General features: G+C 49.5%; 21 protein-coding genes. 7 read left to right on the top strand and 14 right to left on the bottom strand.

All coding sequences use genetic code 11. The features are described from left to right. Window positions 1-42 precede the first annotated feature (42 nt). The 10 genes from CHI14_RS20255 to CHI14_RS20210 form a co-directional block, all read right to left on the bottom strand. On the bottom strand, window positions 43-1,038 hold the full coding sequence (locus tag CHI14_RS20255) for an isochorismatase family protein (protein ID WP_095290718.1): 996 nt from the start codon (window positions 1,036-1,038) through the stop codon (window positions 43-45). Window positions 1,039-1,102: 64 nt separating this feature from the next. After that, window positions 1,103-2,716 carry a (2,3-dihydroxybenzoyl)adenylate synthase gene (locus tag CHI14_RS20250; RefSeq protein ID WP_095290717.1) on the bottom strand — a complete coding sequence of 538 codons (1,614 nt, stop codon included), beginning with the start codon at window positions 2,714-2,716 and terminating at the stop codon, window positions 1,103-1,105. A 5-nt stretch (window positions 2,717-2,721) separates the two neighbouring features. Further along, on the bottom strand, window positions 2,722-4,056 hold the full coding sequence (dhbC, locus tag CHI14_RS20245) for an isochorismate synthase DhbC (RefSeq protein ID WP_095290715.1): 1,335 nt from the start codon (window positions 4,054-4,056) through the stop codon (window positions 2,722-2,724). Window positions 4,057-4,079: 23 nt separating this feature from the next. Further along, window positions 4,080-4,865, bottom strand: coding sequence for a 2,3-dihydro-2,3-dihydroxybenzoate dehydrogenase (locus tag CHI14_RS20240; protein ID WP_095290714.1), 786 nt, complete (start codon window positions 4,863-4,865; stop codon window positions 4,080-4,082). Window positions 4,866-5,004: 139 nt separating this feature from the next. After that, a complete protein-coding gene (locus CHI14_RS20235) occupies window positions 5,005-5,865 on the bottom strand; it encodes an alpha/beta hydrolase (RefSeq protein ID WP_095290713.1) in 861 nt (286 codons plus the stop codon). 275 nt (window positions 5,866-6,140) lie between these two features. Further along, window positions 6,141-7,193, bottom strand: coding sequence for an ABC transporter substrate-binding protein (locus CHI14_RS20230; RefSeq protein WP_349290388.1), 1,053 nt, complete (start codon window positions 7,191-7,193; stop codon window positions 6,141-6,143). 49 nt (window positions 7,194-7,242) lie between these two features. Further along, window positions 7,243-8,457 (bottom strand): AraC family transcriptional regulator, encoded by a 1,215-nt coding sequence (locus CHI14_RS20225; protein ID WP_095290712.1) that lies wholly within the window; start codon window positions 8,455-8,457, stop codon window positions 7,243-7,245. Window positions 8,458-8,732: 275 nt separating this feature from the next. Next, window positions 8,733-9,482 (bottom strand): Bax inhibitor-1/YccA family protein, encoded by a 750-nt coding sequence (locus tag CHI14_RS20220; RefSeq protein WP_095290711.1) that lies wholly within the window; start codon window positions 9,480-9,482, stop codon window positions 8,733-8,735. A gap of 253 nt (window positions 9,483-9,735) precedes the next feature. Continuing rightward, complete coding sequence (locus CHI14_RS20215; protein ID WP_095290710.1) at window positions 9,736-10,092, bottom strand: nucleotide excision repair endonuclease; 357 nt, start codon at window positions 10,090-10,092, stop codon at window positions 9,736-9,738. A gap of 789 nt (window positions 10,093-10,881) precedes the next feature. Continuing rightward, window positions 10,882-12,117, bottom strand: coding sequence for an MFS transporter (locus tag CHI14_RS20210; protein ID WP_095290709.1), 1,236 nt, complete (start codon window positions 12,115-12,117; stop codon window positions 10,882-10,884). Between the two features lie 247 nt (window positions 12,118-12,364). Between CHI14_RS20210 and pdxR the strand changes: the two genes are divergently transcribed. From pdxR to CHI14_RS20195, 3 genes are read left to right on the top strand one after another with little or no spacing between them, the layout of a single operon-like run. Further along, complete coding sequence (gene pdxR / locus CHI14_RS20205; RefSeq protein ID WP_095290708.1) at window positions 12,365-13,816, top strand: MocR-like pyridoxine biosynthesis transcription factor PdxR; 1,452 nt, start codon at window positions 12,365-12,367, stop codon at window positions 13,814-13,816. Between the two features lie 32 nt (window positions 13,817-13,848). Next, entirely contained in the window at window positions 13,849-14,769 is a 921-nt protein-coding gene (locus tag CHI14_RS20200) for a D-alanine--D-alanine ligase (protein WP_095290707.1), read from the top strand. After that, complete coding sequence (locus CHI14_RS20195) at window positions 14,766-15,224, top strand: GNAT family N-acetyltransferase (protein WP_249281180.1); 459 nt, start codon at window positions 14,766-14,768, stop codon at window positions 15,222-15,224. Before CHI14_RS20200 ends, CHI14_RS20195 begins: the two co-directional genes overlap by 4 nt. Before the next feature lie 170 nt (window positions 15,225-15,394). Here CHI14_RS20195 and CHI14_RS20190 read toward each other — a convergent pair whose 3' ends face one another. The 3 genes from CHI14_RS20190 to CHI14_RS20185 all read right to left on the bottom strand — a co-directional run bounded on the left by CHI14_RS20190 (window position 15,395) and on the right by CHI14_RS20185 (window position 17,791). Further along, complete coding sequence (locus CHI14_RS20190; RefSeq protein WP_095290706.1) at window positions 15,395-16,882, bottom strand: copper amine oxidase N-terminal domain-containing protein; 1,488 nt, start codon at window positions 16,880-16,882, stop codon at window positions 15,395-15,397. Between the two features lie 188 nt (window positions 16,883-17,070). Beyond that, window positions 17,071-17,196 (bottom strand): hypothetical protein, encoded by a 126-nt coding sequence (locus CHI14_RS30695; RefSeq protein ID WP_283163928.1) that lies wholly within the window; start codon window positions 17,194-17,196, stop codon window positions 17,071-17,073. Between the two features lie 127 nt (window positions 17,197-17,323). Continuing rightward, window positions 17,324-17,791, bottom strand: a complete 468-nt coding sequence (locus tag CHI14_RS20185; RefSeq protein WP_095290705.1) for a DUF1877 family protein — start codon at window positions 17,789-17,791, stop codon at window positions 17,324-17,326. Window positions 17,792-17,952: 161 nt separating this feature from the next. Here CHI14_RS20185 and CHI14_RS20180 point away from each other — a divergent pair, with 161 nt between their 5' ends. The 3 genes from CHI14_RS20180 (at window position 17,953) to CHI14_RS20175 (ending at window position 19,238) form a co-directional block, all read left to right on the top strand. Next, window positions 17,953-18,417 (top strand): DUF4385 domain-containing protein, encoded by a 465-nt coding sequence (locus CHI14_RS20180; RefSeq protein ID WP_095290704.1) that lies wholly within the window; start codon window positions 17,953-17,955, stop codon window positions 18,415-18,417. A gap of 60 nt (window positions 18,418-18,477) precedes the next feature. Continuing rightward, window positions 18,478-18,576: a hypothetical protein gene (locus CHI14_RS30855; RefSeq protein ID WP_170948222.1), complete on the top strand. Its 99-nt coding sequence runs from the start codon at window positions 18,478-18,480 to the stop codon at window positions 18,574-18,576. 164 nt (window positions 18,577-18,740) lie between these two features. Then, entirely contained in the window at window positions 18,741-19,238 is a 498-nt protein-coding gene (locus tag CHI14_RS20175; RefSeq protein WP_141236712.1) for a hypothetical protein, read from the top strand. 46 nt (window positions 19,239-19,284) lie between these two features. Here the strand turns inward: CHI14_RS20175 and CHI14_RS20170 are convergent, their stop codons facing one another. Beyond that, window positions 19,285-20,100: an SDR family NAD(P)-dependent oxidoreductase gene (locus CHI14_RS20170; protein ID WP_095290702.1), complete on the bottom strand. Its 816-nt coding sequence runs from the start codon at window positions 20,098-20,100 to the stop codon at window positions 19,285-19,287. Between the two features lie 193 nt (window positions 20,101-20,293). Between CHI14_RS20170 and CHI14_RS20165 the strand changes: the two genes are divergently transcribed. Continuing rightward, a complete protein-coding gene (locus tag CHI14_RS20165; protein ID WP_095290701.1) occupies window positions 20,294-20,953 on the top strand; it encodes a TetR/AcrR family transcriptional regulator in 660 nt (219 codons plus the stop codon). Window positions 20,954-20,972: the final 19 nt, after the last annotated feature.

The raw sequence follows: 20,972 nt of genomic DNA, 5'->3' as shown, positions 1-20,972 counted from the left end.
GCCACGTTCCATTCCGACGCTGCGACAAGTTCACCGCCCCGTTCAAAAGTAATCTCCGTTTGGCATGACCCTATGAGGCTGTGCACTCAACAGCACCGCCCACGCGGCTAGCGTAGGCTGCTCGGCCAGATCGACAAAGGTTACCTCTGTTCCTTCCACCCGAAAACGCTCCGCCAGGCTCATCATACGTATGGAATCGAGCCCCCAGATCTCAATGAGGTCATCATGCTCCCCAATCTGGGATGGTTGCTCCTGCAGCAGTTCGGCGACCTGTACTCGCAGCGCGTCCAGTCTCGCCTGAGCACCGCTGCCAGTACTCGTCTCAGCAGACTCCATCGCTGCAGCAGTGTGTGATCTTGCCTCCGAGAAGCTTGCCCCGATCGAATCGCTTCCTTTAGCAGAGACATCGAGCGATTCAAGCAATCGCCCGGTGGTTAGCGTTACTGCGCAGCGCTCGGACGCATAGGTAAGAGCCATACGGTGCTTCTCGGCTGAAAAATCGGCTACTGCATCGGCTACCAGGAACGCCTGAATGTCGTTCATAAACGCCTCACAGGAGGTCATCAGACAACCAATATGAGCATAGATGCCGCATACGATCAGCTGATCCCGTCCCTGCTTCTGCATCAATTCAAGCAGATCCGTCTTCTGGAAGGCGCTGTATCGCCATTTGGTCATAAACGTATCCTGAGGAGCAGGTGTCAGTGGTTCAATGATTTGCTTTTGCGTAGGTCCCCCATTAATGCCCGCTCCCCAGAAGTCCAGCTGCAGTCCGCGCTGTTCCGGCGTCTGTCCACCCGGCTGGGCAGAATACACCACGGGTATGTCCAGTTCATGACACTTTGCACGAAGTTGTCCAATATGATCAATCAGCTCCACTAAAGGCGATTCCCCGGCCGTAAAAGCATCCACGAAATATTGCTGCATATCGTGAATGAGTAGTACTGCACGCTTCGCATCCGGTGTCCACGCTACCTTATTGACCGGAAGCTCCGACTCTGCAGGCATTGCATATGACTTAATAACTGGAAGTGCCATCCATATCCCTCTTTTCAGCGTTATTTATTTCATACCGTTTCAACGTAGCCCTGCATCATGGTCGTTATATGGGCTGCTTCATCGTCAGCATGTCGCGCAGTGCCTTTTTGCTAACCTTGCCCACACCCGTCTTGGGAAAAGAGTGGACAAACTCAACCCGATCCGGGATTTTGTAGCTCGCCAGGCCGCGACTGCGCAGATAGGACTTGATTTCGGCAGCAGCCGGAGTCTCGCCGCTGGGTACAATAAACGCACAGGAGCGCTCGCCTAAATACTCATCCGGCATGGACACCAGTGCTGCATCATGAACAGCCGGATGGGACAGCAGATGGTTCTCCACTTCCTCGGCAGCCACCTTGTCGCCACCACGGTTGATCTGATCCTTCGCCCGGCCCTCCACAATGAGGTAACCCTCAGGTGTTAAGCTCGCAATATCTCCTGTACGATAGAACCCGTCTGTGGTGAAGGATTTCGTGTTATGTTCTTCGGCCTTGTAATATCCGCGAATGGTATAGGGGCCCCGGGTCAACAGATGCCCGGATTGCCCCAATTCCACTTCAATGTCCTCGTCATCCACAATCCTTACCTCGTCATACGGGGACATCGGTTTGCCCTGTGTGTTAATAATGATATGCTCGGGATCATCCAAACGAGTGTAATTCACTAGCCCCTCGGCCATGCCAAAGACTTGCTGCAGTGTGCAGCCCAGGACAGGTCTGACGCGTCCAGCCACCTCCGCACTGAATTTGGCTCCACCAACCTGGAGAACCTTCAGGGATGTCAGCTTGGTTCCTCTTGCAGCGGCCGCGTTCAGCCAGATCAGGGCGAGCGGCGGTACCAGCGCTGTGATGGTCACCTGATGCTCCTTCATGAGCGGGAAAGCTTCATCGGGGCTTGCCCCCCGTGACAGCACAACCGTACCTCCTGCATAGAGTGTGCCTAGTACTCCTGGTGAACTCAGAGGGTAATTATGCGCTACAGGCAGAACAGCCAGGTATACACTTTCCGGGCTGAGTCCGCAGACCTCGACGCTTCTCCGCAGACTGTAGATATAGTCATCATGGGTGCGTGGAATCATCTTGGACCGTCCGGTGCTTCCACCAGACAACTGAAGAAAGGCTACATCCGAAGAGACTGGTTGATCATCCTGCAGCTGAACGGGATCAATATACAGATCCTCAAGCGAAGTAAATGGACCGGCTTCTCCTGCCACGATGATATGTCTAAGGCTCGGCACCCCAGCCTGCACTTCTGCCGCAAGTTTGCGGTAATCGAATCCTCCATCCTGATCCGGGATCAGATAAGCAACAGCCTCAGAGAATTGGGCGAAGTACTCGATTTCACTTTTCCGATGCAAAGGCAGTGCAAACACCGGCAGTGCTCCCAGACGGAACAGGGCAAAGATCACTTCAACAAAAGCCGGTATATTCGGCAGCTGAACAATAACGCGGTCATATTGCCGTATTCCCTTGGCATACAATCCTGCTGCCAACCGGTCGACTCGTGTATCCAACTCTGCATAGGTTAATTGCTCTTCACCGCTAATAATGGCAGTACGATTGCCATATACATCCGCACGCTGCTGGAGCATTTCTCCAAATGTAATGCCTTCCCAGCAACCTTCCTGACGATAAAGCTCTGCAAACTCTTCAGGCCAAGCCTGATATCCTGGCAGCATCTCTTTTATTCCTCCTTCAAACGGGATACGGTGGAGTCCAGACCCATGGCAAGCAGCATCGTCCTGAATTTGGCGGAGGTCTCGGCCAGTTCCGCTTCCGGTGTGGAGCCCGCTACGATGCCTGCCCCAGCAAATAATCGAAGTTCATTGCCCTCCACTTCTGCACAGCGAATGGTCACAGCCCATTCCCCGTCACCCTCGCTGTCGCACCAGCCAACCATGCCGGTAAACAGTCCGCGATCAAACGGTTCCTGTGACCCAATGGCCTCTCTGGCCGTTATTACAGGCGTGCCGCAGATAGCAGGGGTCGGATGGAGAGCAAAGGCCACCTCCAATGACGAAACATCTCTATCCAGCAATTCTCCATGAATCTCGGTAGACAGATGCCACATCGTGCTTGTCTGGATCAAGGAGGGCTCTGCCGGAACGATCAGTTGTTTGCAAAGAGGTCGGAGTGCAGCAGCAACAGCATCAATAACGACAGCATGCTCATGCCGATCTTTGGCTGAAGCCAGCAGCGCCTCTGCGCGGCGGCGATCCTCAGCAGGGTCATCACTACGAGCAGCGGAGCCAGCCAGCGGATTCGCCCGTATGATGGTGCCTTTTCGAGTCACCAACAGCTCCGGACTTGCTCCAATAAACGTACGTGTTCCTTGGTAATTCACTTCATTATCGTCGCGATATGTCGTTGTTATAGTACTTTCCGTTTCGCAAACTTTCCTCATGGGAACCGCAAACGTATACCCGTGTGCATTATCCCTGAACAAATTACGCAGAAGCTGATGTGTGTCCACAAGATCATCTGAGACCACACGTAGTGTGCGGGATAACACAACTTTGTCGAGTTCTCCCTGCTCCATCTGCCTCAGCACATGAGTAACACTTTGTTGATACGTCTCGGCCCCAGGCACTTCCTCAATCTCACAGCCAGTAGCCGCCGGGCGTCTCTCGTATGATCCGTTCACAGCATGGCTTGGAGGTTCTGCCCATTGCACCGTTTCCGGGATCAACAGCTCGGCAGTGGACTGACTTGGATCAAAAGGTATCGCTCCCACCACAATTGGTTTCCGAAGGCCCGTTTGCTGCGCTTCCTGAATCATTTTACGAACCTGTTCAATAACAAAATGTACTCCTTCCACGTGGTTACCATGCGCATGATCGATGTTTCCTGAGGAATCAGATTCCACCTGCTGCTGAACAGCGGAGACAGGAAACCTCAGTCGTTCGCCCTGAGCGAGCAAGGTATGTTGCGGTGAAGACCAGAAAAAGGACGTCCCCTCCCGATATTGCTCCAGAAGGTGTAAGGCGGAGGTTGCTGTGATTGCACCCGCTTTTGACATATTCATCATCTCCTTATCTTGATTCAGACGCCGAGCGTGGCGCCTCCATCCACACACAAATCATGCATGGTAATATGTCTCGCCTGATCTGATGCCAAAAAGAGTACGGCATCCGCGATATCGGAAGGCAATGCCAGCCTGTTCAGAGGAATGCCGAGACGGTACGCCTGCTGTGATCCTGCAATGACGGCCTGCGCGCCCTGTTCATCCTGCCACAACGCGCGCTGCATGGGGGTGTCCGTCGACCCTGGAGATACAATATTGCAGCGGATATGCTGCTCCGCATATTCAAGCGCAAGACATTTGGTAAACATGGTGGACGCCGCCTTGGAGGCTGCATAAGCCGACATGTGCATCCGGGGTACGCCCGAGGCGTTCGAGCCGACAGTAACCACCGTTCCCGATTGGCGCTTCGCCATATTTCGTACAACCGCACGTGACATATAAAATACACCGTGGGTATTAACGTCGAATGTCCTTGTCCATTCCTCGTCACTCAGGGCTGCCACTGTACCTGTATGCAGCACACCAGCTGCATTTATCAAAATACCAATCGGTCCAAGTGTTGCCTCGATTCGCTGTACGGTATCGTCTACCGTTTGGCGATTCGCAATGTCAGCAGGATAAGCAGCCGCCTGATGGCCTTGATGATTTAGATCCACAACCAGCTGATCCAGCTGCTCTTCCCGAATGTCTACTGCTGCTACAACTGCACCCTGTTCAGCCAGAGTTCTGGCAACCGCTTCGCCGATTCCCTGTGCTGCACCCGTAACCAGAGCCACTTTTCCATGAAATCCTGTATAACTCACGCTGTGTACCTCCCCTGACTTAAAGCCCTGTTGAACGTTGAATGATTGTTGAAATCAATCCGATTATCCATGACATCTCAGCCAATCCAAAAGCGGCCAATCCCATACCTGACTCGAGCAATACTCACTCCTCGAGTCCCTACGCTTCGGGACTGCAGGCCAAACGTATGGTACGACTGATCAGAAACGGCAGCACCGAGACATGATTCTCTTCCTCGAACTCGGTATATTGGATATCGAGCCCCGGCAGTTTCAGTGCAGTTAGACGTTCCGTTAAACCCGATGCCTTGTCATTGTTGCGGGCAGGATGGTTCTTCTCCTGTTCGCCCATGCCAATCCAGACCTTAACATTGACCGGATGCTGCTCCAGACCTGCGATGAACGTCTGTTCCTCGGCCAGCATCACCTTCTGGTTCCAATGAAGCGAAGGGCTTCCAGCAATGTAGTAACGGAAAGCGTCCGGCTTGGTAAAAAGGGTGTGCAGAACGAACAACCCGCCAAGAGAATGGCCAAAAATGGCCTGTCTGTTCCGATCTATGTTGAACTGCTGCTCCATGCCCGGCTTCAGTTCCTCTTCAATGAACTGCAGAAAAGCATCAGCTCCCCCCTGCTCAGGCAGAATTGTTCCATCCGACTTGTGGGTATATTCCGTCGTAGCCTGCGGAGTAAAATCGTAATATCGATGAGGCGAGAACGCCCCTGCAGTCGGGTACCCGATTCCAACGATGATCGCTGGGAGTGCCCCGGTCTTCTCTGGTCTGCGTCCCTGTATGCGAGCCGCTTCCACCATCGTGCCGAACACAGAGTTAGCGTCGAGCAGGTAGATCACAGGATATCCAGACGGCGGGGCGGCCTCTGCAGGCTGATATACCATGATCTGATAGGCATGATTGCCCGCTCTCGATTTCATCGTCCACTGTTCTGAACGGGGAATGGGAACAGCACTGCGTGCCATCTGCTCAAGGGTACCTGAGGCTGATTGATTAGGCTGAAACGTCATTACGGATGGATCCTCCTCGTTGTTCAACTTATATTGCTATGTGTAATTAGATTGTATCGATTTATATGAGATTGATTCTCATTACCAATTATAAAAGAGTGATTTCGGCTGTCCCATGGACGATATCCAGAATTCATTTTGATTATCTCCATATTTACATATTTTTCTTGATCATTTTTACCTTGGCAAAAAACAACAGCCCCTCCCCGTGACACCTCGAACACAGAAATAATATCCGGTTCGGGGCACTCCGAGAAGGAGCTGATTCATCGCTATTATTGGGTCAATGCCTTCAATGTATCGTCAATGACATGACCATAGGCAATCAATCCTCCGCCCAGCCATGGTGCTGGCTCGACTGCATAAACATTTCCTGCTTTAACGGCAGGCATGCTCTGCCATACTTTGGTATCCGTCATCTCTTTCATGCTTCCTGGTCCTTGTTCCACGGTGAAAATATAATCTGCGTCAATCTCGGGCAGCACTTCGGAGGAGACAATGGCACTGTTCTCCGTCTCGACGAGCGCAGGCTTGCCGAGTCCCAACTGTTCGTATACGACATAGCCGCTGAAATAGTTGCCGCCCATCATGCTGATTCCGCGGGGAGCGAAGCGGATAATCGCCGCTTTCTTGCCGTCCGCTACCTTGGCAATCTCCGCCTTTGCCGCGTCTACCTTGGCGTGATATGTCTCGATTGCCTGCTCAGCCTCAACCGTTTTTCCAAGCAGATCGCCAATGACCTCCAGTGACTTCTCTACATCCCCGGATGCATTGTTAAATACATAGGTTGGTGCAATCTTGGAGTAACTCTCATATACACCGTTCTCGGCATAATTCGCCGTGTGCAGGATAATAAAATCAGGGTTGTAAGCCATCAATGCTTCAGGCGAAGGCAGCCCACTCGAGAAATCGAGTGTAGGTACGCCACTTAGCTGATCCTGCAAGTAAACATGGCCTTGGGTGCCGCTGGCCCATTGAGCAACGGGCTTGACGCCAAGTGTAAGCAGGGAATCCTCGAGATAAGGTGCAAATACACGCTCCACTTTGGCAGGAACGACCACATCATGTCCCATTTCGTCTTTTACAGTCCGTTCGCCAGATGTAGTTTCTGCTGCCTCTTCTTCTTGTACGGCCGTTTCTGATGAGGCCGTTGTGGAGGCTTCGGTTGTCTTCTGCTCCTGCTGCGCTGCTCCTTCATGTTCTGATGTGGAGCCGCAGGCCGCCAGTAATCCCACCATGAATACGAGCACAATCAAAGCTGACAGCCGATGATTAATCCACCTACTTGGAGCGAAACGCTGCCCGTTCTCTTTTTCCTGCTGATGCATGATATATCCCCCTTGATAAACATTCTCATTTAGATAGATGGATTATATGTCATGTCGCTCGTGAATCACCATGGACGTTATCCAGATATATATTTGGACAATATCCCGTGAAAATGAGCAATGCCTCATCCAGCATGCGCATAACGCCTACTGCAGAGTAATCAAACCAGGGATCGCCGGTGATTAAATGCGTCTGATACTGACGCACAGCGTTCAGCTGCCTCCATACTGGCGAGTGCTGCAGACTGAGCCAGTATGCCCGCGATACGGCCTCGGGACATACCATGACCAGGATCCGGTCCGGATTCATTGCATTTAATTGTTCCAGCGTCAGCGGTGTATTGGTACTGGCATCGGGAAAGGTCTCCAGCTGCAATGCGCCATAGAGCACCTCCTCGATCCCCGGATTACAATAGAGATAGAGGCGCTGACCATATACCCGGATCACAGCCACCTTCTCGCATCCCACTTCCTTCTGCATCGATTCCCGCGCTTTCTCTACCCGCTTGTTATATAGTCCAATCCACTGTTCTGCCTGTTCCTCCCGTTCCAGGAACGCAGCAATCATGCGCAGCTGTGTACGCCAATCGGTCTGATGCTTGGGGACGAAACAGCAAGGCGCAATATCTGCAAGCCCAGCTTGGTCCTCTTCACTGAGTTGATCGGTACCAATGATGGCGTCCGGCCGTATGTGCACAAGCCTCTCCACGTTCGCTTCGAATCTCCAGCTGGTATAAGGATCTGTTAGTTTAAGATGGGATTGGATATCCGTGCGGTGCGCGTTATAATAATACGCTGTCCATTTCGGATCGATGGGCGCAGCAATGGGCATCACATTGAGGGCCAGCAGCTGTCCGATGACGCTGGAGGAGCAGGTGGCAATGCGTTTTCTGGCGTTCTTGGCATAATCGGAAGGAGACACGCCGACTTCCTTTTTGAATTTGCGGCTGAAATAATATTCATCGCTGTATCCGACTCTGAGCGCAATATCACGCAGTTTATATCCGGATTCCTTCAGATAACGCTTGGCCCGGTTAATGCGGAGATCTGTCAGATACTCCATTGCGCTGAGACCGTAGGTTTTTTTGAATAGATCAACAAAATACTTTGGACTGATATTTGCTCTCTGAGCAAGATCGGCAATAGACAATGCTTCATTGTAATGCTCGTCCATATAGGTTTTTACTTCAGCAAGGTCCGTCTTGGGGCTGCGACTCATAACGGGGGCTCGCACAGCACGGTGCAATTCATTCTCCAGTAACATGAGGCCACTCCTCTCGATCTGTTTGATCATTTTAATATAAAGCGTACAGCGTACGTTGAGGTCAGTTTGACTGATTCATCATTTATCGACAATGATAATCATTATCAATTAAAGTATCATATTCTTTTCCTCTCAGTCAATCCATATATGGAAATATGTGCACCCGTTTCCGTTCAAATGATCATCAGCTTCCATATGAACAAAAAAAGCCAACGACGTGACGATGCACGCGTTAGCTCTTCGATTTAATTCGTTATCTTAATATTTATTCGTTTCTAGTCCCGGCTCCGCAGCTTGCTGAGCAGACGTAAAATCTCGATATACAGCCATACCAGGGTAACCATAAGCCCAAATGCGCCGTACCACTCCATATATTTTGGGGCACCTTGTTCTGCGCCGTTCTCAATAAAGTCAAAATCAAGCACCAGATTCAGCGCCGCCACGATCACGATCACGACAGAAATCCCAATTCCGATCAGACTATTGTCATGCAGATAGGGAACGGTAATACCGAACAATCCCAGCACGAAACTGAGCAGATACATGATCATAATGCCGCCGGTTGCCGCTACCACTCCCAGCTTGAAGTTCTCCGTAGCTTTGATCAGTCTCGATTTGTAAGCGACTAGCAGGGCGATGAACACTGCCATAGTCAGCAAAGCAGCCTGCAAAGTGATTCCATTGTACAATGACTCGTAGGTTGCGGAGAGTGCGCCAAGGAACATGCCTTCCGCGATGGCATAGATGGGAACCAGATAGGGTGCTGCCACAGGTTTGAACGAGATAATCAGTGCCAGAATAAATCCGACGATGGCACCTCCGATGGCGAGAGGAAGCACTTCCTGACCGTTAAAAAACATCATCCATGTCGCAAATGCGCTGCCGAGCAGGATGACCAGCGTAATGAATGCTTTGTTCACTGTGCCGTTAATCGTCATGTAACGCTGGTACCGGTCATCTCCATATCCACCGGTATTTTTAAATGTACTGTCCTTGAGTGTGGGGTTACCACTGCGTCCGATCAAAACAATCACCTCTTCTATGTATTGGGTCAATCTTTGAAACCAATTTTTACGTTCTTCATGTTCTACTACATTTCCAGTGATCTGCTATTCATATCTTTCGATGTTCAAGCACAGACTTGGATGCAATCGGTCGATCACATCCTTATCCATCGTTACAACCCTGTAGGACATATGTCCCAGGCTGTAAAACCTTTTTTTAGCTTGATACAGACATTTACATGCTAGTTGTTGCTGTAGTTTCTAGGCAGAAGACTTAGTTGTAGAACACTTTGTCTACATTGTATTTCGCACGCATCGTATTAATGATATAGGTCTCATAAATTTCACGGTCTACGGCATCTTCCACCAGACAAACTTCAATGGTCGCTACTTCTTCCCGGTGGTTCTTCATTGGAGAAACGGTATCCTCAAAATGCTTCTTGATCCGCGGTCTCAATTTTCTTGCTTTCCCGACAAATAACAGCTCTCCATCGGCATTGTAAAACATGAAGATTCCACCCTTTTCACGCGTAATCAGGTGAAAATCGGTGAAACCATAGATGTGGCTAAGCTGCGGGTTAGCCTGTTTTGTGATGGTTACATCCGGTGTTGGTACGGTAATCTGAATCATTGGGCTCACTTCCTCATTATCTATAGGCTTACATCCTATCATACATTATTACAGGAAACCATTTCATCCTATAAGATGCACAATTCACGCTTTTTTCAACTATTACGACAATAATTTCAAAAAAAAGGTTAACTTCCCTGATTCAAAGTGGTACTATAGGGGTATGAGGAAGAAATTGGGCACTAAGACATATGTCTTTATATCTACTTCAGTCTATTGTACCCTATGAATCATGATCTTTTTCATACTGAATTCTGTAATGTGCGCACCACAACAAGAGGACAGTTAGCACGTATTGCAAGTCTGTAGCTTTTAGGATTCATCATCAATACGACCCTTGCAGCAAGCAATGTAGAAAGAGATTAATTGTAGATTGTAACTTAGAAAAAGAAGTAGATGTAGCAGTAAGAAGTGGATTTGAATTAGAAAGCCTGCAATTCCAGTCAGCAAGGAACAACTAGATCCACGTAGAAGAACCGATAGCTATCGATCCTAGAAAAGAGAAGAATGGTCATGCCATGCAATCTTAGTAAGTCATAACTTCATAACAGCAGATCTATATAGAATTGGATCAAGCTACACCCACAGCCCGGCACGAAGCCAGGGCTTTTTTACGTTGTCCTCCTTAAACCATCTATAACAACCTCCGTATACTCAAGCCAAACCTCATTGAATCTTGAGTTCGCAGTATATATAAAAGAAAAAAGAGACGCCGACCAAGCGGCACCTCTTAAACGTTCCCAGATAAATTCATAAATACGAGACGATAGCGGAAAGCCCCCGATTCCCTTACAAATGGGCTTTTTCTCTCCCCCGATTCAAATAAATCATTAAAAACACAAAGGCGGCAGCAAAAGAAGCCGTAATGATCCAGATCGGAATCCGCGGATCGAGCGCGTACGCCCAGCCTCCCACGATACCAGCCGGGGAAGTAAGCAGCAGAATCACGACGGAAAGCATCGAGAATACCTTTGCTCTTTTTTCGTCGTCGATCGCGTTCTGGACGGCCGCTTCGAGGTACGGCGAGCTGATCATCAATCCGACGGCGGCAAGCACGGTACTCAAACCAATCCAGACCAGATTCGACGTCGGCCACAGCACCAGCATCACGTTCGAAAGCAACGACAGCACGAAGCCAGCCATCATCGAGCGCGTTTCTCCTTCGGCTGGAATCTTAGGCATGATGAACCACAGCGCGAGCAGCATAATGATAGAGGAAACGGCAGGAACGAGCGAGATTAGTCCGCTGTCCACTTTCAGATAGTCGGCCAGATACAGCGAAAGATAGGTCGTTTTTAGCGTCATTTGAAAGTTGAACAGGATATAAACGACGAAGATCAGCATCAGGCTGCGGCTGGCAAACAGGTCTCGGATCGCGCCGCTGTAGTCGATCAAACTCTTTTTGAGCCCGAGTTCCTTCGTCTCTTTCATTTTCCGATAGCCCATCTCTGTTTCCTTCGTGGTCAGGTGCCGCCCAATGAATTGGAAGGTCATCAGCACCGAACACAGCACATACATGATCCGAGTGCCGTCCACCAGTCCGTAATAATCGACCAACAGACCGCCAAGCGGAGCGAACAAACCACCGACTACGCCGATGATCTGAAGCAGCGTGAAAACGTAAGTCCGGTCCTTTTTTGGCGTATCCTCGACGATCAGACAGTAAAAGGCGATATGCGGAACACGCTGAAGCCCGTTGATGAATGTCGCGATAACGAAAAACCAGACGTTTTGGGAAAAGGCAAAGATCAGCATCGCCACGCTCCAACTGAGCACGTCGAAGGTGAGGATGGCGCGTTTACGTCCCATGCGGTCGGTCAGATACCCGCTCATGAATGATGACAGCACTTGCACGATCAGCCCGAGCGTCGTAATCCAGCCAATATTGGTCTCGGTAACGCCCAGCTCATACATGTACAGCGTAGCGTACGTTGCCATCATGCTGTACGGAATCAAGAAAAACGGTTCGAAAGCGAGGCAGCCCCGGCTGTTGCCGCGAAGTCTCGGGAAAAGCGTTCTTGCCATGCGGGATTTCCTCCGGTGTCGTCATATTGGAATTAAAGCATTTTGGGTCATGTTAAGATCTAGGTTACTATAGAAAAGCCATGAAAAATAGAGGCATTGGAAATAAATTACCGTGACTAAAGGCGACTGGACGGATCGACAGCTATCGGTTCCGGGTTCCAACCACCTAGTAATGGAAACAGAGGTATTGTGGTTCTTTCGGTGGGGTTTATAATATGGCAAGATAGCAAACAGAGGGAGTGATGGGATGTATTCCGATCTGCAACTGACGGAGGACCGCCCTGTATATATACAAGTCAAAGATTATATGAAGCGATTGATGCTCAAAGGCGGACTGCAAGCGAAGCAAAAGCTGCCCTCCACCCGTGAACTCAGTACACTGATGAAGGTTAGCCGCAGCACCGTCCTGCTCGCTTATGCCGAGCTTGAAGAAGAAGGTCTGATCTATGCGGTGAAAGGCAAAGGGAACTACGTCAGCCCCATGATTGAAGCGCCTGAGCCGACCACCGGCTGGCAGCTGGATTGGAAGAGCCGGGTAAGCGACTATGCGATTCAGGCGGAACAATATGATCTGATGAAACATGGTTCCGGTGCAGAACGTGGCGAGATCTCGTTTACCAGTATTGCCCCGGATGAAAAGCTGTTTGATCTGCATAATGTGAAACGGGCCTTCCTTGATCGCATGTCTCTCGAAGGCGAAGTGCTGCTGAACTACGGATATGCACAAGGCTACCGTCCTTTGATGAACTATCTGCTCCGGTACATGGAGAACAAGGGCGTTGACCTGAGCGGCAAGGATATTCTTATTACCAACGGATTCACGGAAGGCTTCGATCTGGTGCTTGGTGCACTGCGCAGACAAAGCGGCAGAGCTCTATGCGAGAACCCTACACATCATACGGCCATCAAAAATCTGAAGCTTCATGAGTTCAGCCTCACCGGCGTGGACATGGAGCCAGATGGATTGAACCTGCAGCAGTTGGAGCATGAACTCGTCACAAGTTCGTATGATCTGGCCTATTTGGTACCTTCTTATCACAATCCAACCGGAACGGTGACTTCTCCTGCCAAACGGGCAGAGATTATCCGGTTAATGAATCAATACGAAGTGCCCATTATCGAGGACGGGTTCAATGAGGAACTGCGTTATTCCGGTTCCCACGTCTCCCCTCTCATCGCTAGTGCGGGCAAGGGTAATGGACTGATCTATCTGGGCAGCTTCTCCAAAGTACTCTTCCCCGGGCTGCGGGTAGGCTGGGTCATTGCAGATGCAGCACTGATTGATTATTTGGAAAGCATGAAACGGGCCCGCAGCATTCACACCTCAACACTGGACCAATCCCTGCTCTATCAATACTTGAGCAACGGCAATTTTGAGAAATATCTGAAGCGGGCCCGCACTGAATATAAGCGGAAATACGAACTGGTCGTGCGCTGCTTGCGCAAGCATCTGCCCATGTGCCAGATCTCCGGCGAGGGCGGTTTGCATTTATTTGTACAATTTCCCCCGGGATACCGCACACGGGAATTGCTGGCTGCCTGCAAGGTGAAGGGTGTGACCTTCACGCCTGGCGATACCTTTTATCTGGAACCAGGTCAGGGGTTAAATACGATGCGTCTGGGCTTCTCCAGAGTCAGCGATGAGAATATTCGCAAAGGTATCCGTATCATTGGTGAGACCGCGGCACAGATGAGCTGAAGCAGCTGAATAACAACATGGGAGGATTACACATGAAGGTTGGCGTGATTATGGGCGGTACATCTTCCGAGCGGGATATTTCCCTGCTCACCGGACAGGAGATGATTGCCCATCTGGACAGAGATAAATATGAGGTCATTCCCATTGAGCTAAGCAGCAAACGGGATCTGATCGACAAGTCGGCGGGTATTGATGTAGCCTTACTCGCGCTGCATGGCAAATACGGCGAAGACGGTACAGTTCAAGGGACCCTGGAGTCGCTTGGCATTCCATACACCGGTTGCGGCGTCTTGTCCAGCAGCGTATGTATGGATAAGGATATGTCCAAACAGCTCATGCACCATGCGGGCATACCTACTGGAGCGTGGGTGCAGGTGAACCATCTGGAAGAACTGTCATCTACGGCGGTGCAGCAGTTGACGTATCCGGTCGTTGTGAAGCCCAACTCAGGCGGCTCCAGCATTGGCACCCAGGTTGTTCAAGAGCCTTCATCTCTTCAAGCTGCGGTTGAAGCTGCACTCGTATGGGATGACACGGTGATGATTGAACAATATATCGCAGGAGATGAAATTACCTGTGCCATTGTAGATGGCAGGATGCTCCCGATCATCTCCATTCGTTCAAGTGCCGAGTTCTTCGACTATAGTTCCAAATATAATGACGGCGGTGCCGAAGAACAGGTGATTCAGCTCCCTGCCGACATCCATCAGCGCGTGGAAGATGCCGCACTTGCCTGTTACCGTGTGCTGAAATGCAGCGTCTATGCCCGCGTGGATATGATCATTCGTGATGGCATGCCTTATGTGCTTGAAGTCAACACGCTTCCAGGTCTTACCCGTAACAGTCTGCTGCCCAAAAGTGCAGCCGCTGCAGGCATTTCCTTTACGGAGCTGCTGGATACCATCATTGAACTCTCACTGAAGGAACGAAATAAGGAGGCACAGCTATCATGAGCCAGGATGTGACAATACGCACCAGTTCAACGGAAGATCTGCAGGATATGGTCATTCTCATGGACCAACTGGGCTATCCCACAACGTATGCTGAAATGCAGGAGCGTTATGCCCATATTACGGCTGATGCAAATTTTAATACGCTCGTCGCCGAGGTCCGTGGACGTGTGATCGGATTGATTGGCATGCAGACCTCTTACCTGTATGAGAAAAACGGTCAGCACTGCCGCATCCTGGCCCTCATCGTGCATGACCAGTTCAGAGGCACCGGGATAGGCCGTCAGCTGATTCTGGCAGCAGAGCAATGGGCCGCCAGCCAAGGCATAGACTCGCTCTCCTTAAACAGCGGTAACCGTCCCGACCGTGAAGCAGCTCATGAGTTCTATCGGCAGATGGGCTTTACCGCTGGGAGTACTGGATTCAGCAAAAAGCCGCAGGCTCTTCAGCCTGCCTAATATTCACATCATACGAATAAAAGCGCCTGTCCCCAACAACTTGCTGGGACAGGCGCTTTCTCATGACGGAGATTACACTTAATATTTGGCTGGCTGCGCACCATCGATCGGGATAACGGCACCATTGATAATCGGCGCTTCACCCGAAAATGTCGTACAGATGTTATAACTTATGGCCGATCGATAAAGATCCAGCCGGTTTCTTTTTCCTTATCCACGGTTGCTCCAAGAGACTCTGCCATGAAGCGCAGTGGAACGTAAGTCTTACCGTTTTTGCCCACATAGGCGGATTCAACCATGGTTACTTCCTTGCCTGCAACCGTTGCGTTCTTGGAACCCACAGTCAGGACAATCTCATTGCCTGTAATGTCGTCAATAACAACGATGGTATCCGATCCCTTGGTCCATTTCACCTCAGCATCCAATTCCTCGGACAGGTAACGCAGAGGAACGAATGTTGTATTTTTCACCGTAATGGCACCATAGATCTCATCTTCTGGATACAGCATAATGCTCTTCCGAGTGATGCCGGCTTCGTCTTTCAGCAGCTGATACACGACGGATTTGGAATCGAAGTTGCGCAGCATCTGACCCGGAGTGATGTCTTCCTTCATCAGATTGATTACGCCACCTGTTGTATCAACCGCATCCACGGTTACCGCCCCACCGATATTCCACTGTTCGCTGTCTGCGTATAGCGTCACGGATTGCAAAGGCAGATCCTCGGAGGCAGGCAGTGCCACTTTCAACTCAGCATTTTGCTTGCGGATGTTCAGTGCACTGTCGAGATAGAAATCGAGCTTAAACGTGGTATCTGTGCCAAATACCGTCTTCAGTTCGGGCATTTCATTCAACAATTCGTTCAGCCCTTGATCATAGTTGACCAGAAGCTCGTCGAGCCCTGCCTTGATCATCGGGTACATGGCTGCAACAGCTGCCTCTCTGGATTCTGGCATTAAGGAGGTCAAGGCTCCTGTGTCCACTTCTTCCACCTGGTTGATTGCTGTCAGCAGTGGATAGAACACTTCATATAGATCTCCGATCAGATCCTTGAGTCCTTGCTCATCCTGGGCAACACTTGTCAGGAACGGTTTAACCATGGCAAGAATCTCTTCTCCAGTGATCTCCATGTGAAGCTTGGAGAGGCTGAGGGACTCACCGTTAACCGATTCCTGTACAGGCGTAACGGAGATATTTTTCGGATTGGACAGATGCTTCAGGACAAAGGAAAGCAATTTGGGAGAGAGCTCCTCGATCTGCTTTTCCAGAGCCTCGGTATCCATCATCGGAAGTGTTTGCGCGCCTTCCAGAGCCTCAAGTGACATGTACAGCGGCTTCTGCGCACCGTCCAGGTCGATCACCATTTGGGTTTCGTCCATGGAAAGGTGGAAAGGCAGTTTGGTTCCTTGGTAACTTACAGAGCCTTGGATCGATGCCGTTTGGGCATCCTTCACTTTGGCATTTTCAATGTCCAGGGATACGGAATTAATAAGATCAATCATCTCATTGTCTTTCTCGGTAACGAATTCTTTAGCCGGCTCTATGTTAATGTGCATGGATTGTCTCGATTCACCGGATTTTACGTTTGTACTGTTGGCCATGGCCTTACTAACATCCACCCCACCAACAGCCTGACATCCCGTAAGCGCCACCATCATCAAAACGAGTGGTACGGCGATCCACTTGGCTAACCTTCGATTTTTGATACGATCTCCTCCTTAGGAAAAATGTGGTTCATTCCTATTATGAGGCCACCAGGTAAATGTTGTAAACCAGTGAAACGTAAAAAAAGGCCGGAAATGTGTCCGACCTTTGGATAAAAATTTATTTTAAACGACCTCGTACATTACTCTTTGGTTTCCTCGGTAACTTCTTCAGTCGGTTCATTGTCCTCTGTCGTTACAGGGGTCTCAAATTGATCCGGCTCGTCGTCTTGAATGGCTTTGTTCTCTTCATTCTGGTCCTGTGTCATATCGCAATCCCTCTCTTCTACCGGATTTTTCGTGATAATCATCAAGGCAAGGCAATCGCCTTATTTTTATCAATAACCCGAACCGAAGCAGCTTAAACATAAAGGAGCGTCGTCTTTATGAACCGTTTCAGAAAATATAAAAGACAATTCCATTCCCGGCGGCTGCTGCTGCCTGATATAGAGCCTGAACATCATTCATTGTCTGAACAATCTCCGTGAACGTCTCATCTGCATCCCAGCCTTCCATGACCGGATAGACGCCTTCCGTAATCATTTGGTCCAGGTCAAAACGTGCCTTCAGTTCATCGGGGTCCAGCTGCTCTAGAGCCATATAGGCTTCCAGCACCTGTTCGTTCGAGAGCAGAAACAGATCCATGTCCGAATAATTCCCCAAATATTGTTCCCCTGACATCGGCACCACATATCCGAGAGGCGCCTCTCCGTCCGCCAAGTTCCCGGTTAAGGTGAACTGAAGCATCTGCCACGTTTTATCAATATCCAGATCGACGGAACAATCATGCACACTGATCTCGCCTGACTTGATTGATTCAAGCAACTCGTCGGTCACCACAAGATACCTACCGGACATTCCCATATCATGATCCCTCCTATGGTTTTACTTCTCTTGTTCCCCATTAACCGTGCATGTTCCAAAAGAATCGGGGTAAAAAGAGGTAGAAGTTATATTACGATTACAAAATCCCATGTTCAAGCATGGCAATACCATACATGGTATCTCAAGGAGGGACCACACCGATGAAAAAATTCGATTACAGCCTGAATTACGAAGAGCTCGATCTGCGCAAACATCCAGAGCTATATACCGTCGGGCGAGGAGAGCAGGGCGTGCTGATGGTGGAACCCTACAAGAGCGAGATTCTGCCCTATTGGCGCTTTAAGACACCCGAGATCGCGACCGAATCATCGGAGAAGATCTACGAGCTGTTTTTGGAATATAAGAAAAAGAATGATTTCGTTGGCATGGATATGGCGCGCAAGTTTCTGCAGATGGGATATACACGGGCCCGGCGATATACGAACCATAAAGGTGGACGCAAATATTCCAAAGAGGACGGCTCGATTCTCCCCTATCAGAATGATAAGGTAAAAGCGGAAGCCGCAGCTATCTTCAAGGCGCAGTGGGAGATTGCGAAGACTGACCCGGATTATATTGAAATGAAGAAGCAGCACCGGGAAAAGTATGAATCGGATAACGAATAGGCATCTGGTTAAAAAATACATGGCTCATCCTGATACTCCTTTTGATATAATGCATAACGCCTGTTCACTGCTCCGCAGAACTGGACTCCTTACAAAGAATTCCTGACTACATTTGCACCTTCTTATGAAACGAATCAAATGATTCTACAGCCGGAATAGGCTCAATGAACTGCATAATCAGATTGATCTGGCCTTCCATTTCTGAAGCGGCGAAGTCATTCACTATACGTTGATCAAAAGCGGGAATCAGATAACAGGGGTAGGCACTTCATTGATGAGCCATAAAATCAGGCGTAGAATGGACAGCATGGTATATTCTGCGGATGGAAGTTCGTAAGGCTGTTGAAGAAGGTGATGACATGTTATGGGGAATCGGCATCCTCGGTATCGTTCTGCATACGCTGTGCACGGCAGGAGCCGGTGTAGGACTGGTATTAGGATTCGTTTTTTTCCTGGTCGGTTTCGGGGAAATGAAAAACAGGTCACGGACCCTTAGCAGTTTACTGCTAAGCAAGGATACACTAATGATCGTGGGGACGATGGGCGTTGCGCTTGTTTATTTTCTTCTCTCTTACTGGAATCTGAAAATGATTGGTGATGCAACCTTTCCTGGCATGCTGGGTTCCGCGATCAGGGAAATCTCGGGGAGACAACTGCTAACTGCAGGAATCTTGTACGCGCTCTGGACAACCATCAGCTTATTCTGGCTGCTACCGAAAGTATTCAGCTTTGACGGATTGGGACTTAAAGTTCGGCTATTTGCACTCGGTGCAGCAGGAGCCAGCTTTCTATATGGCATTATTAAAATTGTTAGTACATAAACGTTGACAGCAAGGATCTTTGCTGTCAACGTTTTTTCCTATAGATTCAGGCCCGTGCCCTTTGTGCTTTGCCACTCTGAGGACGCGGAGTCAACATTCCTCCAACCACTCGCAGGATCTGTTTGCGTGGTAAAACCCGGGACAATTGAGCCGTCCAGTAATTCGAGGCTCCTGGTACAGCATAGGGCTTACCCGATTCCAATGCCTTCATCGCTACTTCTACCACATGCTCAGGCGTATCCCGTTTTCCAACAGAGGCCTCTTCGGCGTTCACGACATCAAAGAAAGACGTCTCTGTCGCACCGGGACATATGGCCAAAAAGCGAACTCCCCGCTGTCTATTCTCTTCGTATAATGCCTCTGTGAAGGAAAGAACGAATGATTTGGTTGCCCCGTATACAGCCATATACGGATCAGGCTGGAAGGCTGCCGTGGAAGAGACATTGATCACCGTTCCATTGCGCGTTTGCAGCATCGCCGGCAGGAATAGATGGGTCATGTTGGTTACAGCCAGTACATTAAGCATGATCTCTTCCTGCTGGCGCAATCCATCCACCTGCTCGAACCATCCATGTGTTGCAAAGCCTGCATTATTGATTAAGGTATCTACCCGTATGCCCCGATTTTTACATTCATCATAGATCTGCTGTGGTGCATTCACTTCAGATAGATCCGCTACGATGACCTCTGCTCTAACTTTATATGATCGTTCTATGCGATCTGCCAGCTGCTTCAGTTTTGCTTCCGATCTGGCCACCAGTACGACATGATTTCCTTTTGATGCCATTTCCAATGCAAAAGCCTCTCCGATACCCGAGGAAGCTCCAGTGATTAGTGCCCACTGATTCTGAATTTTTTTCATTTTTCATCCGCCTTTTATACAGTCGTTTTTTATCGGAAACAACGTTTCCTAATGAAAACATAGTATCCTTATTTCTTGATCCTGTCAATTCGCATTTGGAAAATTGACGATATCAGGCACAAAACAGTAGAATACTCATAAGAAACATGGTTTCCGTTAGAAAACAAATATGACGCTACGAGGATGAACATAAATGAAAGATCACCAATCACATTCTAAGGAGTCAATTCATACGGTAACGACTTTTCAGGAAGCAAGACTCCAGCATTCCGAAAACCTGCGACAAAATATTGTGCATGCTGCTGCAGCATTATTACAGGAACACGGCCCTGAAGCCGTCACGGTACGACGTGTGGCGGAACGGATGGAGTGCTCCACCAAGATCATATATAACCTCTTTGGCAAGAAAGAGGGGCTGGCCAAACACCTCTATCTGGAGGGATGCATACTCCTGTCTCAGTCCTTTGAAGCCGTGCCGCAGCAAACTTCATATCAACAATATTTTCGTGCGCTTGCCTATGCCTACTGGGATTTCGGCATGACGCAATCCAGCTTCTATCAGCTGATGTTTGGCGGGTCATTCGCCGAGTTCAAACCGGATGCGGAAAGTCTGGAGGGGACCGCAACCGCAATGAAGCAACTCATTGATTTAATAAAAGCTGCAAATGAGCAGGAGTTGCTCCAGGAGAAAGAACCCCTGCTTGCCGTTCAAATGATCTGGGCCCCCTTGCATGGTGTCATTCATCTGTATCTGGGAGGTCACTTGGAGAGTGAAGCTTCCGCCAAAAAGCTCTATGATCATACGCTGTCCATGATTGTACAGTCTCTCTTTGAAACGGACAGCAAAAGATAGTTATCGCGCCAAAACAAAA

It is taken from the genome of Paenibacillus sp. 7516 (genome assembly GCF_002272715.1).
Taxonomy (GTDB): domain Bacteria; phylum Bacillota; class Bacilli; order Paenibacillales; family Paenibacillaceae; genus Paenibacillus; species Paenibacillus illinoisensis_A.
Note: the sequence above shows the minus strand (reverse complement) of the source record. Positions and strands in the feature narration are given on the sequence as shown.